Source organism: Streptomyces sp. NPDC005648, assembly GCF_040605395.1.
In the GTDB taxonomy this organism is placed as follows: domain Bacteria; phylum Actinomycetota; class Actinomycetes; order Streptomycetales; family Streptomycetaceae; genus Streptomyces.
This window is the reverse complement of record NZ_JBEXCS010000049.1, coordinates 14511-28615: the sequence shown is the minus strand read 5'-3', so window position 1 is coordinate 28615 and position 14105 is coordinate 14511. Positions and strand designations below refer to the sequence as shown.

Below are 14105 nucleotides of genomic sequence, written 5' to 3'. Positions count from 1 at the left end.
TGCCGCTGTGCCGTCGATCCGGGGCGGGGTGAGTGCCGCCGCGGCGCCGACCCGGGGCGGGGGCGGGTGCCGCTGTGCCGCCGATCCAAAACGCTCGGTCGAGTGGCGGGGGTGCGGGCGACGGCGGACAGGGGGAGTCGTACTGGCCGGGCGCCGGCGCGCAGGGGTGAGTGGCGCCGGCTGGGCGCCGACGTGCAGGGGTGAGTGGCGCCAGCTGGGCGCCGACGTGCAGGGCGAGGAGTACTGGCCGGGCGCTGGCCCGCAGGCGAGTCGCACCGGCCCGTCGGTGGGTCGGGCGTCGTCGTGTTGTCGGCCCGGCTAGGTGTTGCTGGTGCCCCAGTCGTCCGCGCCGGTCCCGTCGGTGTTGCGGTCCCGCAGCGAGCGCACCCGCTGGGCCACCGAGTCCGGGACCCGGTCGCCGACCTTGTCGCTCACCACGTGGTACGCCTTGCCCGCGAACTGGCGGCCCTGCTGGGCGGCCGACTCCGCGGTGTTGCGGACCGCGGGGTTCTCGGCGACATGGCGCGCCGACTTCTTCAGCTGCTCGTAGCGTTCGCGTCCGGCACGCGTGCCCAGCACGTAACCCAGTGCCAGACCGACGACGAACGTGAGCTTGTAGCGCATGGAGGCCACCCTTCCCTCGTGTAGGCCGGTGCCGGGGGAACCGATTGGCGGAGCACCCCCCTGCTTGCGCTAATGTATGTGTCGCAGCGAGCGCCCGCCCCCTGGCGAATACCCAGGTAGGTACGTTCGATGCAACGAGGCATTCCTCCGTAGCTCAATTGGCAGAGCAGCCGGCTGTTAACCGGCAGGTTACTGGTTCGAGTCCAGTCGGGGGAGCATGCTGAACGAGGACCCCGACGGGGTCCTTTTTCATGTCGGCCCCTGTCCTGGGAACCGTGCAGGTCAGGGCGGAGTCTTGAAGGGCATGCGAAGTCGACCATACGAAGCAGGAGATCGTATGAGCGGCTATGCTGCGGCAGACGGCGCGCACACATGTACGCGACACGCCGCTATGGGGCGGTAGCTCAGCCGGTTAGAGCAGCGGACTCATAATCCGTCGGCCGTGGGTTCGAGTCCCACCCGCCCCACCTGTGCAGGGCTGTGACCTGCGGAAACGTTCAATTTGTCCTGTCGGATCGTCAACTTTGCCTGAACGGACTGAATCCGCTGCGCGTGGGTTCGCGCCAGCTTGGTCTGCGTAAGTTGACGTCCTTCTGACCTGCGTGGATGTGCATCAGTCCAGAGGTGCTCTGCCTGGCGCCACTGTGACTGGGCATGAATTGAGGCCGTCCTGAGGCCGGAGGTACTCGCGGAGTACGCCCATGCGTTGTCCGACGAGTCGTCTGCCCGTGGGTCAAGGTGTTTCGTGTGACGGCCGGGGGCCCGGGGCCTGCGGGCAGTACGTCTGGCGAACGGCGACACCAAGGAACTACCCCAACAGGAAACAGGCCGGAACGCAGGTGTAGCGGTCCTTGAGGACCCTCACTCGTTCCCGTAGGAACGTAAGGGCGGGCCGTGATGGGCAAGCCTGCCCGGCCTCGATCGACCGTCGTGCCGCGTGTCGCCTTGCCCTTAGCTGCCCTGTAGGGAGCGGCATGGGTCGGGCGCGCAGCGCCCCCGACCCCAGCGTTCACGAGGGTGTGTCTGTCAGGTGTAGTAGCCGCTGGAGTCGATGACGAGGTCGGTGGTGCCGGTGCTGTCGTTGTAGAGGGTGATGGAACCGCTGGTGTCGGTGGGGGTGAGGGTGAGGTTGGCGATGGTGGGGGCGGTCGCCGTGGTGACGTGCTGGGTGGGCGTGAGGGTGTAGGTGCTGTTGGCGGCGACGTGGGTGGTGGTTCCGCCGATGCCGCTGCGGGTGTCGACGAGGCGGGTGGGGTTGACGGTGTGGAATTTCTGGCCGGTGGTGCTGGTGGTGTAGTAGCCGGAGATGTCGGCGAGTACGGCGGTGGAGTTGGCGTGGACGGAGATGGTTCCGGAGTTGCCGATGGGGACGTCGCCGGAAAGCGAGGCGATGGCGTTGCCGCTGTTGGTGCTGAGGCTGGTGGCGGCGCTGGCGGTGTATCCGGTGGTGTTGGGGGAGTTCCTCGGCAGCGGGGCGTGTGGTGGACGGTGTGTTCTCGTCGAGGTTGAGGGCTGGTGTGGTGGGCACCGCCTTTGGAGAGGGATGGGATCTTTGCCGGTGGTGTTTGTTAATGCTGGAGGCTGATGTTTGCGCAGGTCATCGGCGTCTGGTGTGTTGGCTCGGCCTGGTCTTCGTGGCTGGGTTGGGCCGTCTGCTCACGCATCGCTCACGCAGGTCAGCGGCTCGGGCCGGGTATGCCACGGGAATTGCTGTGGCACACCCGGCCGCCGTTTTCGCGCTACGCGTCGGGCCCGAGCGCGGTCAGGTCGTAGGCGCTGCTGATGGTTTTGTAGCCGTCCGCGGTCAGGTTGAGGTGGTCGCCGGAGTCGAAGTCGGCCGGGGCCGCGTCGTTGCCAAGTTTCAGGGCTTGCGGGTCTGCCGTGCTCGCGGTGTCGGTGACGGCGACGATCGCTTCTGCGTCGACGTAGCTCACCGTGGGTGTGGTGAAGTCGAGTTGGTCGGTGATCCAGGTGTTGGTGTCGATGCGGTTCTGGTCGACGGCCGCCGTGCAGGCGCTGTTGCCGTCGCAGGGGGTCAGGGTGGTGAAGATGACTTTGATGCCCCAGCCCTTGAGTTGGTCCCGTAGGAGGCCGAGGGCGCTGTCGATGTCGACGTCGTCGTGGCCGGCGACGATGTCCTCCAGGCCCTGGGTGATCACAACCGTCTTGATGCCGGGGACGTCCAGGACGTCCCGGTCCAGGCGGGTCAGGGCGGCTCGGCCGCCGGCGCCGGCGCCCTGGTCGGTGCCGAGGTAGTTGTTCTCGATGCCGGAGGCCGTGACGCCGTAGATCGGTACGCCGTCGGTGTTGGTGATCAGACGGTTCGCCAGGTACTGGTTGAAGCGGGGCGTGCTGTAGCCGGCGGTGTTGCCCGTGGTGCGGGTGTTGACGAGACCGTCGCCGAGCACGGAGACGGTGGGCTGGTGTTCGGCCGTGGTGACGTCGACTCCGGTGAGGATGTCGGTGGAGCGGCCCGCGATCGTGCCAGTGCCGGTGAACGCCGTGTTGGCCGTGTCTGTGGTGTGGTCGCCGCTGCCGACGGCGCTGACGTAGCCGACGGAGTCGGTGGCTGCCCAGGGGTGCATGACGAGGTAGCTCACTTGGTTCACGAGGTGGATGCTGGTGGTGATCACCCCGCCGGGGGCGACCGTCATGGGGATCGGGTCGCTGTAGAGTTCGCCGCCCTCTGGGATCACCACCGATTTGGCTCCGCCGAAGGTCACGTCTACCGGTGTGGAGGCGGTTGCCGCGCCGCTGCCGTACGGGGCGACGGTGACGTGGTCGATGGTGAGCGGGTCGGTGCCCAGGGCGTCGGACAGGCGAAGCCGCACGTGGTCGCCGCCTGCGCTTATCTGGCTGACCTCGCGGAAGGTTTGGTTGCTGAAGGCGCCCATGGACGAGAACTGGAAGCGTTCTTCGGTGGGGGCGCTCCAACTGCCGGTCCAGGTAGCGTTGTTGGCCGCATTGGTGGTGTCGCGGACGGACATGCCGACGATGTGCATCCCGGGCACGTACCTGCGCGCGGCGTCGGCCACGTCGGGCAGGCTGACAGAGCTGACGGTGGCGCCGACCTTCAACGGGACGGCGAAGGCATAGATGTTGGTGCTGTGGGTCACCGGGTTGCTGGGAATGTTGCGGTAGGGGAGGGTGACGGCGGCCAGGGTGTCGGGGCCGTTCACCCAGTCGGGCATGGTCAGGTAGTAGGGCTGTGAGGTGCCGTCTCCGTAGGTGATGGTTCCCTTCGGGGTGGTGCAGTCCTCGTAGGTGCCGTTGCCCAGGCTGCAGTTGGTCGCGGAAGTGTTGGTGTTGTCGGGGACGACGGGGTTGGTGGTGTCGCCGTCCTGGTGCTGGGAGCCGACGGATCCGTAGGTGGAGTAGCCGAGGAAGACCAGGGCCTGGCCGGTGGTGCCGTTCATCTGGATCGTCTGGTTGGCGGCGAGGACGTTGTCGCCGGTGGAGGCACCCCAGTTGGGCAGGGTGAAGACGGCGCCGTCGACGGTGATCCTGCCGCCGGGCTGCCAGCCCGCCGCCTTGAGTGTCTGGAGGGAGAGGCTGTCACCCACTCCGTCGGCGTCGGCGGTGGTGCGGTTGCTGTCGTCGGTGGTGGCGGTGTTGTTGAAGGCCGCCTGGAGGTTGGCGTAGGTCTTGGTGGCGTGTCCGAGCGCGGTGAACTCGTACTGCTGCTGGGAGGAGACGTTGCCGGCCGAGTCGACGGCGTAGACGTAGAGGGTGTGGGTGCCGGGGGCGACCGGGGTCACGGTGATCGTGGCGGTGTTGCTGGTCGCGGGCGCGGTCTGTGCGGCGGGGGTGCTGGAGGTGGGCGGGGCGGCGTCGAGGCCGTAGAGGAACTTGGCCGCGTTGTTGCCGTTCGTGCCCGGGTTCACGGAGAGGGTGAACTTGCCTGCGGTGCCGGCTGCGGTGATGCCCGGTGAGTCCTCGGGGTAGAGACTGTCCGCGGTCTTGACGGTGGGCTGGGCGGGGCTGTGCAGGTCGACGGTGAAGTGGCAGGTCGCCGAGACCGCTGATGTGTCCTCACCGTCCGTCGAGGTGACCTTCCAGCTGACCACACTGCCATCGGCCAGGCCGCTCATGAAGGTCGAGGACAGCTGTTTGGGCGCGTTGGCGCCGCTGGCGACGGTGGCGCTGGTGGTCGTGGTGGCCGTGCCGCTGCCGACCCAGTACGAGTAGGTGGCTGCCAGCGCGTCCTTGTCGGTGTCGCTGATGGTGGCGTTGAGGGTGGGCGGGGTGGTGGCCAGGGTCTTGCCGACGATGGGGTAGGGGGTGGCGGTGCCGCAGCCGAGTGAGGTGGAGCCGACCTTGGTGGCAAGACTGCCGGGCTTGTTGGGTACGTGGTTGTAAGTGATCGACAGCGAGGGGTTGTTGTCGAACCGCTTGAAGTAGTTGCCGTCGCCGCTGCCGTTCTGACTGTTGACCAGGGCGAAGGTCCAGTTCTTCCAGTGCGCTCCGGCGCCCTTGGAGATCGTGTCGGTCACCGTGAAGCCGCCCGACGGTTCGCTGCTGCAGGCCGGACCGAAGCTCTTGGTCCAGAGCTTCTTGGTCAGTGCCGGCTTGTTGTTCCAGGTGGTCGACGAGCTCATCGCGTCGGACCAGTAGAGGTAGATGTCGGAGGAGAGGCTGCAACTGGCCGAGTAGTTCTCCTTGGCGTCGACCGTGGCCGAGACGACATGGGCGTCGTAGATGCTTGAGGGGACTGCGAGTTGGAAGTAGGAGCGCTCGCTGCCGATGCATCCGGACCAGCTGTTGTAGCCGACGCCGGGGTCGCCGTACTGGGTGGAGTCGTAGTTCTTGGCGGTGGGGCAGCCCTGTTGGGTCTCGACGTAGTGCTGTTTGGTGCCGGTGGCGTAGTGCGGGTTCCAGGTCGGGTCGATGTAGACGGGGAACCTGGTGTGGGCGCCGGTGAGCAGTTTGGTGTCGGGGACCAGGGAGAGGCTCTGGCCGTGCAAGTGGCCCTGGACGCGGGCGACTCGGGCCTTGGGTGCGGGGCCTGACTCCGGGGCGCCGGTGGTCGGGCCGGTACCGCTGGAGTCCCACATGGCCGGTTGGGGAGCGCTGAAGAGGACCTTGCCGTCGGGGGTGGTTGCGGAGAGGTTGCCGTGGCCGTCGTCGGCGACGGTGACGCCCTTGGCCCGGGTGGTCAGGGCTAGTTGGGCGAGGGCGGGGTCGGTGGCGGCCTGGGCGGTCTTGACGACGAGGACCTGTGACCAGCCGCCCTGGGTGTCGGCGGTGACGCGCAGGTCCACGTCGGGCAGAACGTCCGGATAGGTCAGGCTCGCGCCGGAAGCGTGCGGGGTGGGCAGGGCGTGCGGCCAGGTCAGGGCGAGGGAGGCCGGGCCCTTGCTCATGGTGGCGAGGGGGGTGGTGCCGCCGCCGGAGAAGGTGAGCGGTTCGGCGGCCGCGGTGGGGCTCCATGTGCCGTCCGCTTTGCGCTTCAACGTGGCGTCGACCGGGACCCAGTTGTGGGTCTTGCGGATGCGTACGGGCAGCAGGTTCGAGTCGTAGGTGACGGTGCCCGAGGGGTTCGCCGTGGTGGTCGCGGTCTCGGTGGTCAGAGAGTCGACCCGGACCGGAGCGCCGGTAGCCGCGGCCTGTTTCTGGGCACTGGCCAGCGCTGACTCCTCGGCCGGCGTCAGGCCGTCGCCGGTGTCGGTCGGCCGCAGAGAGCCCGTCGGATCCGGTGACTTCGTGTCGTCCTTCGGTGCCGGAGTCAGGTCCGGCGTGCCGGTGTTGACATCTGCGACGAAGCCCAGTCCGGAATCCGCGGCGGCCGGCTGGGCGGCAAGCGGTGCCAGGCAGAGCGCGCTGATCGTGGCAAGGACCAGGAATCTGCTCGGTATTCGCGGGCTTTTTCTGAACGGGCCGCCGGTGGAGAGTCGGCGGAAACGGTCGGACATCTTCCCCCCCAATTTGAGTCCGAGTGAAAAGCGCCTACGGGCGCGAGGGAGGCTACCTGTAATCGCCACAAGACGACAACAGTCCCAAGGGGAAACTCCACGGAATGGCCCCGCCGGACGGGTGGATGAGGTGTACAACTTTGCCACTCGATGAACGGGTTGGGGATTTTGTTAAGTGAACGACCATGTTCATGTTGAAGTTGATGGATTTGACCTCGATATTTGGTCGAATGAAGGGCGATGCATGGTGATCTCTATACCTTTTGAGCATGTGAAGGGCCTGTGGTGTGACGTTTTGATCTGATCCAATGACTCCTCGACAGCCGTGCTGGAATGGGGGGTCCGGAGTGCGTCGCAATTCACGTTGGCGGATATACAGAAAGACCATGCGCATACGCAGGGTGCCCGCCTTGTGGATCGTCGCAATCGGATTACTCTGCCTGCTTGCCGGGTTTATCGCCCCGGCGGACGCGCTGGCGTCCGGGCAGCACGCCAATTACCTCGTGAAGGCGAAGAAGGAACAGTCGGTTCCCGTCTCCCCGGTCAAGGGGAAGGCTGCCAAAGCTCCGCGCATGGCGCGCTGGAGCGCAGCCCAGGCTCACAAGACCTGGCCAGCCAAGGGAGCCGCCGACGTGGCGGTTCCCGCACGTGGCGCCGCTGCCAAGCGAGCCGACGGCGTCCCGGTGACGATTGCGGCGGCGAAGAGCGCACACCGGGCGGCTGCGGGCACCCGCGTCCATGTGTCGCTGCCAGGGCAGACGGCCGCGCAGAAACTCGCTCTGCACGGCGTCGTGCTCTCCGTCCAGCCGGACAGCACCGCGTCAGGCGGGACCACCCAAGTAGGGCTGGATTACTCGGCGTTCAAGGACGCCTATGGCGGCGACTGGGCCGGCCGACTGCGCCTTGTCCAACTGCCTGCCTGCGCCCTGACCACCCCGAAAGCCGCCGCCTGCCGTAAGCAGACCCCGCTGACCTCGACCAACGACGCCAAGACGCAGACGGTCTCGGCGCAGGTCACACTGTCCGCCTCCACCACGGCGCAGCCAACGGTCCTCGCGGCGGAGGCTGCCGCCTCGGGCGGTGGCGGCAGCTACGCGGCCACCTCCCTTGCCCCGTCGGGTCAGTGGACGGCCGGCGGTTCGACGGGCGCCTTCAGCTACTCGTACCCCATCTCGGTGCCGGACGTCCCCGGCAGCCTGGCCCCGAGCGTGTCCCTCGACTACAGCTCGCAGACCGTGGACGGGCGCACTTCCTCGACGAACGCCCAGTCCTCCTGGATCGGCGACGGCTGGGACTACTCGCCCGGTTTCGTCGAGCGCAGTTACGCGTCCTGCTCCGACGACACGGCGGGCGGCAGCCCGAAGACCTCGGACGAGTGCTGGTCGGACGACGTCGACTCACTCACTCTGTCGCTCAACGGCTCGTCCAACACGTTGGTGCACGACGACAACACCAACACCTGGCACCCGCAGAACGACAGCGGCGAGAAGATCGAGGCCAAGACCGACACGGTCAACGGCGACAACGACAACGAGTACTTCGTCGTCACCACTGCCGACGGCACCCAGTACTACTTCGGCAAGAACCGGCTGCCGGGCTGGGCGTCGGGCAACGCGACCACCAATTCGGTGTTCACCACGCCCGTCTACGGCAACGACACGGGCGAGCCGTGCCATGCCGCGACCTTCGCCGACTCTTGGTGCCAGCAGGGCTACCGGTGGAACCTGGACTACACCGTCGACCCGCACGGCAACGCGATCAGCTATTGGTACACGCCCGAGACCGGCTACTACGGCCGTGACAACTCCACCACCCCGACCGCGTACGCCCGCAGCGGATACCTCACCAAGATCCAGTACGGGCAGCTGGCCGGGAAGGTCTATGACACCACCGCCCCGGCCGCCGCTCAGGTCTTCTTCGACACCTCCGAGCGCTGCCTGGCCGACTCCAGTTTCGACTGCGCGACGTCGAAGATGACGACGGCCAACGCCTCGCATTGGCCGGACGTTCCCGTCGACCAGACCTGCGCCTCCACGGGCACCTGCAACAACCACGGCCCGGCCTTCTTCACCACCCAGCGTCTGACGGGCATCCGAACCCAGTCCCTGGTCGGCACCGGCTACCAGAACGTCGACGCCTGGACCCTCACCCAGACCTTCCCGTCGACCGGCGACACCACCACCCCGTCGCTGTGGCTGAGCCAGATCGTCCACACGGGCAAGGACGGCGGAAGCCTGGACCTGCCGCCGGTGCAGTTCGCCGGTCAGGCACTCGCCAACCGTGTGGACGGCCTCGACGGCTACCAGCCGATCACCCGCTACCGGATGACCACGGTCACCACCGAGTCCGGTGAAGTGATCACTGTCAACTACACCGGGCCCCAGTGCCATCGCACGGGCACGGCGGTACTCCCGTCGAGCGTGGACAACAACACCCTCCGCTGCTATCCGCAGTACTGGACGCCGCCGGGGCAGACCTCGCCGCAGTTGGACTGGTTCAACAAGTTCGTCGTCAACTCCGTGACGACACAGGACCCGAGGGCCGATGGGCTCCCGGTCCAGACGTCGTACAAGTACGTCGGCGACCCGGCCTGGCACTTCGCCGATGACCCGCTGACCCAGGCCAAGTACCGCACCTGGAACCAGTGGCGCGGCTACGGCACGGTCGAGACCCGCACCGGCACCGCTCCCGCGACCATCACGCTCTCCCGGGAGACGTTCTTCCGCGGCCTGGACGGCGACAAGACCTCCACCGGCACCCGCAGCATCACATTGAACGACACCGCCAACGACGATCCGCAGAAGGACTCCGACTGGCTGGCAGGCCAGACCTTCGAGGCGCAGTCGTACAACGGTGATGGCGGCGCTCTACTCTCCGACGGTGTCACCGACCCCTGGAGTTCGGCGGCGACGGCTACGCAGTCCCGTACGAAGGCTGGTCTGGACCCGCTCGTCGCCCGCCGCACGAACATCCAGCGGGCCCGCACCGTGACCACCAAGGCCGACGGCACCAAACGCACGACCGAGATCGACTACACGATCGACGCCACCACCGGTCTCCCCAAGACCGTGGACGACCAAGGTGACACGGCGACATCAACCGATGACAAGTGCACCCGCACCTGGTACGCCACGGACGCCTCCGGCAACCTGCTGCCGATCCCACGCCGCGTGCAGGAGGTCGCCGTCTCCTGTTCCGCAACCCCGAAGTACCCGCAGGACGTGCTCAGCGACGACCTCACCTTCTTCGACGGCTCCACGGACAACACCGCCACGCCCACCAAGGGCGATGTGACGATGGTCCAGAAGGCCGACTCGGTGGCGGCCGACGGCACCCCGCACTACATCACGGCGCTGAAGAACACCTACGACTCCTACGGCCGCGAACTCACCGAGACGGATGCCGACGGCCGCGTCACGACCACGGCCTACACCCCCACAACCGGCACCAACCCGACCTCCATCGCGGTCACTCAGCCCAAAGTCACCGGCCAGACCGCCGGCTTCACCACCACGACCACGCTGGACCCGGCCCGCGGCCTGGACCTGAAGACCACGGACGCGGCCGGCTACTCCACCACCAGCACCTACGACCCGCTGGGCCGCCTGACCGCGGTGTGGAGCCCGGGCTTCCCCACCGACAACAACCCCAACATCAAGTACAGCTACAACCTCACGCCCTCGGCGCCGTCCACGGTCACCACTCAGACCCTCGACGACGACAACGCGTACCGCACCTCCATCTCGATCTACGACGCGATGCTGCGCCCGCGCGAGACGCAGACGGCGACCGTCGACGGTGGCCGTACGATCACCGACACCGTGTACGACTCGCACGGCTGGGCGGTCAGCACCTCCGACGCGTACTACAACACCGGTGCTCCGTCCGGCACGCTGGTCGACGCGCCCGACAACAAGACCCCGTCCCAGACCGCGACGGTCTACGACGGCGCGGGCCGGGTGACGGCCTCGATCGCCTACCACTTCGCCTCCGAGTCCTGGCGTACGACCACCGCCTACCCCGGCGTCGACCGCGTCGACGTCACCCCGCCCGCCGGAGCCACCCCGACCACGACGTACACCGACGCCCGCGACCAACTGGTCAAGTTGCTGCGGTACCACGGAACCACACCCACCGGCGCCGCCGACACCGTCACCTATTCCTACGACGGAGCAGGCCACCAGATCGGCCAGGACGACGGCCAGGGCCACACCTGGTCCAACGGCTACGACCTTCTCGGCCGCCGGACCTCGCAGACCGACCCCGACACCGGCTCCTCCAGCTCGACCTACGACAACGCGGGCCAGCTGCAGACGGCGACCGACGCCCGCGGCAAGACCATCAGCTACACGTACGACGAAATGGGCCGGAAGAAGGCCGAGTTCGACACCACGGGCGGCGTCGCGCAGTCGACGGCGAACGAACTGGCCGCGTGGACGTACGACACGCTGAAGAAGGGCAAGCCCACAGCGTCCATCCGCTACGTCGGCGGCACGGGCGGCTCCGCCTACACCGACAAGGTCCTCGGCTACGACAGCCACGGCTGGGCACAGGCCAGCGAACTCGTCGTTCCGGCCGCCGAGGGGGCGCTGCAGGGCAACTACATCCACCAGAACACGTACAACCTCACGGGGACGCTGAAGAGTTACACCGACCAGGACCCGACGGCCGTCAAGCTCCCGCAGGAGACCGTCTCCTACAACTACGACGCCTACGGTCGCCCCACCTCCGTCGGCGGTACCACGAACAGCTGGGACTACGTCGACAAACTCAGCTACACGGAGTTCGGCGAGCCGTACCAGTTCACCTATGGCACCTCGGGCAACTTCGCCCAGCAGACCCTGAACTACGACGACCAGACCCACCGCCTGACGGACTCCACCACCATCTCCCAGTCCGGTGCGGCGATCGCCGACAAGACCAGCTACACCTACCAGCCCTCCGGCAACGTCACGAAGATCACCGACAAGCTGGAGACCGGCTCGACCGACACCCAGTGCTTCGACTACGACTGGGCACAGCGTCTGAAGGACGCCTGGACGGCCACGGACAGCTGCGCGGCCACCCCGGCCACCGGCGTGTCGACGACCGTGGGCGGCCCGTCACCGTACTGGCAGTCCTGGTCCTACGACGCGACGGGCGCCCGCTCCACCCAGGTAGACCACGACACCACGGGCAACACCTCCCGTGACGCGACGGCCTCGTACACCCCGTTCGCGGCGGGCAAGGGACCGGCTCACGCGGTGTCGACGGTGAAGACGGTGGTGCCGGGCGACTCGACGGCCAGCACCACCAACACCTACACCTACGACCAGGACGGCAACGTCCTCACCCGCACCACCCGCGCGGGCACCGACACCCTGACCTACAACAACGAGGGCAACCTCTCCGAACTGGCCTCGACCGGCTCGGCCGGCGACACGAAGTACCTCTACGGCGCCGACGGCGGCCTGCTGATCCGCCACAGCCCGGACGGGACAACCCTTTACACGGGCGATGAGGAGATCACCCTCAAGACCGGTGCCACGACCGCCGAGGGCGTGCGCTACATCTCCATCGCCGGCCAGACCGTGGCCACCCACTCCTCCGACGGCAAGTTCACCTACCTGGTACCCGACCGCCAGGGCACCGGGACACTGGAGATCGACTCCCAGACCCAGCAGGTGGTCCGCCGCCAGTACAAGCCCTTCGGCGAGTCACGCGACCAGACCGGAACGTGGATCGGGCAACAGGGCTACGTCGGCGGCACCCAGGACGACAACACGGGCCTGACCAACCTCGGCGCTCGCGAGTACGACCCGTCCATCGGCCGATTCCTCAGCCCCGATCCGGTCATGGATCCAGGCTCACCGCAGACCTGGAACGCCTACGACTACGCGGGCGACTCCCCGATCACCGAGTCCGACCCGTCGGGCCTGTGCATGGCCGACCAGTGCGGCGTCGGTTACCCCATCGGCGGCACGGGCACCAGCAAGAGCAACCCGACCCGCTACGTCGAGACCGGTCCGGTCGACCCCGGCGGCCAGAACCACGCCGTCTGCCACCAGGGCCGCTGCTCCGACGGCCACACGCTCGGCGCGGCCGGCGGCAACATCAGCAGCAAGACCTACGACCCCCAGGCCGAGGCCAAAGCCCTACAGCGCGCCAAGGCGACCGCAGACGCGTCCGCCGCCGCGGCGAAGAAGCAGGCGTCCGGCCTCAAGCACCAACTCCTCAGCCTGGTCGCGGATGTCCTCGGCCTGACCGACGCCTATAACTGCTTCACCAAGGGCGACGTGATGGGCTGTATCAACACAGCCCTGACAGCGGTCCCATGGGGCAAGGTCTTCAAAGCCATCAAGGTCGGCGTCGAAGCCTTCAAGGTCTGGCGCTCCCTGGACCGCGCCTACACGGCGGTGAAGGACGCGGAGGAGGCCGCGAAACTGGCCGAGGACGCGGTGAAGGCGGAACACGCGGTTGCAGAGGCGGAGAGTGCGGGGACCAACGCAGCCGAAGATGCAGCGAGTTGCGCGACACACAGCTTCGCTCCGAGTACCGGAGTCCGCCTGGCAGACGGTACGTCCAAACCGATCAGCAGCGTCAAGGTCGGCGACACGGTCCTCGCGACCGACCCGCAGACGAGCGTCACGGCCCCGGAGAAGGTCCAGAACGTCATCGTCACCAAGACGGACAAGGACTTCACCACCCTCACCCTGGACACGGCACCGGTCCGTGGACCGCCGCAGAAGGCAAAGGCTGACGCACCCGCCAGGCAGTCCCTCACCACGACCTGGCATCACCCCTTCTGGGACGTCACCCACCGCCGGTGGACCAACGCCCACGACCTCACCCCCGGCACCAAACTCCGCACCACGGACGGCACCACCGTCACGGTGGCAGAGGTCCACAACTTCCACCAGCACCAGACCACCTACGACCTCACCGTCGGCACCCTCCACACGTACTATGTGCTGGCAGGCGAGACGCCGGTCCTGGTTCACAATTGCCAGGCAGAGTCCGACGCGGAGCAGATCGAAGACCATGTGATGCCGCGGCACACCCATGGTGGGGAAGAAGCCGATGAGACGAAGTCCCTGTTCGACGATGGTGTCGACCTGGCAGAACTGGCAAGCGCGACCGAGGGCCGTGTCGGTAGGATCCAGCAGGAAACCGGACGAGTCCGTCACATCATTGACGCAGGCAGAGTAATTGGAACGGATTTCAACGGTATGCCGACTCAGATTTACACCGTGGTTCGCGGCTTGGGCCACGACCTCGGCGGTGACTACATGTACGAATTCGGCGAACTGGTGACCATGCATCCAGGGCTACCGCGAGACCTGCTATAGCTGCAGGTAGGGTGCCTGTCCGCGAAGACAGGCACCCTATCGTTCTCTCTTCTCTTTGTGGACAAGTGGACCAATGCTAAGAGTCTCTATTAGATCGCAACACGGTGAACTGGTAAGAGCGATCGAAGTGCCGTGGCAGTTCGACCCGGTGCTCTGTGGAGTCAAGAAATCCGACTTCCCGTTCCTTGGGCACCTAGATCCCCACGGAACCACGGTCTTGAGCGGATATCAGCTCCCCACT

At 67.0% G+C, this 14105-nt stretch carries 4 protein-coding genes and 2 tRNA genes; 4 read left to right on the top strand and 2 right to left on the bottom strand.

What is annotated here, in order from left to right; translation table 11 throughout:
• Positions 1 to 318 precede the first annotated feature (318 nt).
• Positions 319 to 624 (bottom strand): YtxH domain-containing protein, encoded by a 306-nt coding sequence (locus ABZT17_RS26050; RefSeq protein ID WP_356352006.1) that lies wholly within the window; start codon positions 622 to 624, stop codon positions 319 to 321.
• A gap of 143 nt (positions 625 to 767) precedes the next feature.
• Here ABZT17_RS26050 and ABZT17_RS26045 point away from each other — a divergent pair.
• The 3 genes from ABZT17_RS26045 (at position 768) to ABZT17_RS26035 (ending at position 2209) form a co-directional block, all read left to right on the top strand.
• A tRNA-Asn gene (locus ABZT17_RS26045) sits at positions 768 to 840 on the top strand.
• A gap of 177 nt (positions 841 to 1017) precedes the next feature.
• A tRNA-Ile gene (locus ABZT17_RS26040) sits at positions 1018 to 1091 on the top strand.
• An 839-nt stretch (positions 1092 to 1930) separates the two neighbouring features.
• A complete protein-coding gene (locus tag ABZT17_RS26035; RefSeq protein WP_356352005.1) occupies positions 1931 to 2209 on the top strand; it encodes a hypothetical protein in 279 nt (92 codons plus the stop codon).
• Between the two features lie 154 nt (positions 2210 to 2363).
• Here the strand turns inward: ABZT17_RS26035 and ABZT17_RS26030 are convergent, their stop codons facing one another.
• Complete coding sequence (locus tag ABZT17_RS26030; protein WP_356352004.1) at positions 2364 to 6536, bottom strand: hypothetical protein; 4173 nt, start codon at positions 6534 to 6536, stop codon at positions 2364 to 2366.
• Between the two features lie 632 nt (positions 6537 to 7168).
• Between ABZT17_RS26030 and ABZT17_RS26025 the strand changes: the two genes are divergently transcribed.
• Positions 7169 to 13864: an RHS repeat-associated core domain-containing protein gene (locus ABZT17_RS26025; RefSeq protein WP_356352003.1), complete on the top strand. Its 6696-nt coding sequence runs from the start codon at positions 7169 to 7171 to the stop codon at positions 13862 to 13864.
• Positions 13865 to 14105: the final 241 nt, after the last annotated feature.

What these genes read in the sequence shown, in the direction of transcription:
- ABZT17_RS26050 (WP_356352006.1), bottom strand. Translation starts at nt 624, where the DNA reads ATGCGCTACAAGCTCACGTTCGTCGTCGGTCTGGCACTGGGTTACGTG.
- ABZT17_RS26035 (WP_356352005.1), top strand. Translation starts at nt 1,931, where the DNA reads ATGTCGGCGAGTACGGCGGTGGAGTTGGCGTGGACGGAGATGGTTCCG.
- ABZT17_RS26030 (WP_356352004.1), bottom strand. Translation starts at nt 6,536, where the DNA reads ATGTCCGACCGTTTCCGCCGACTCTCCACCGGCGGCCCGTTCAGAAAA.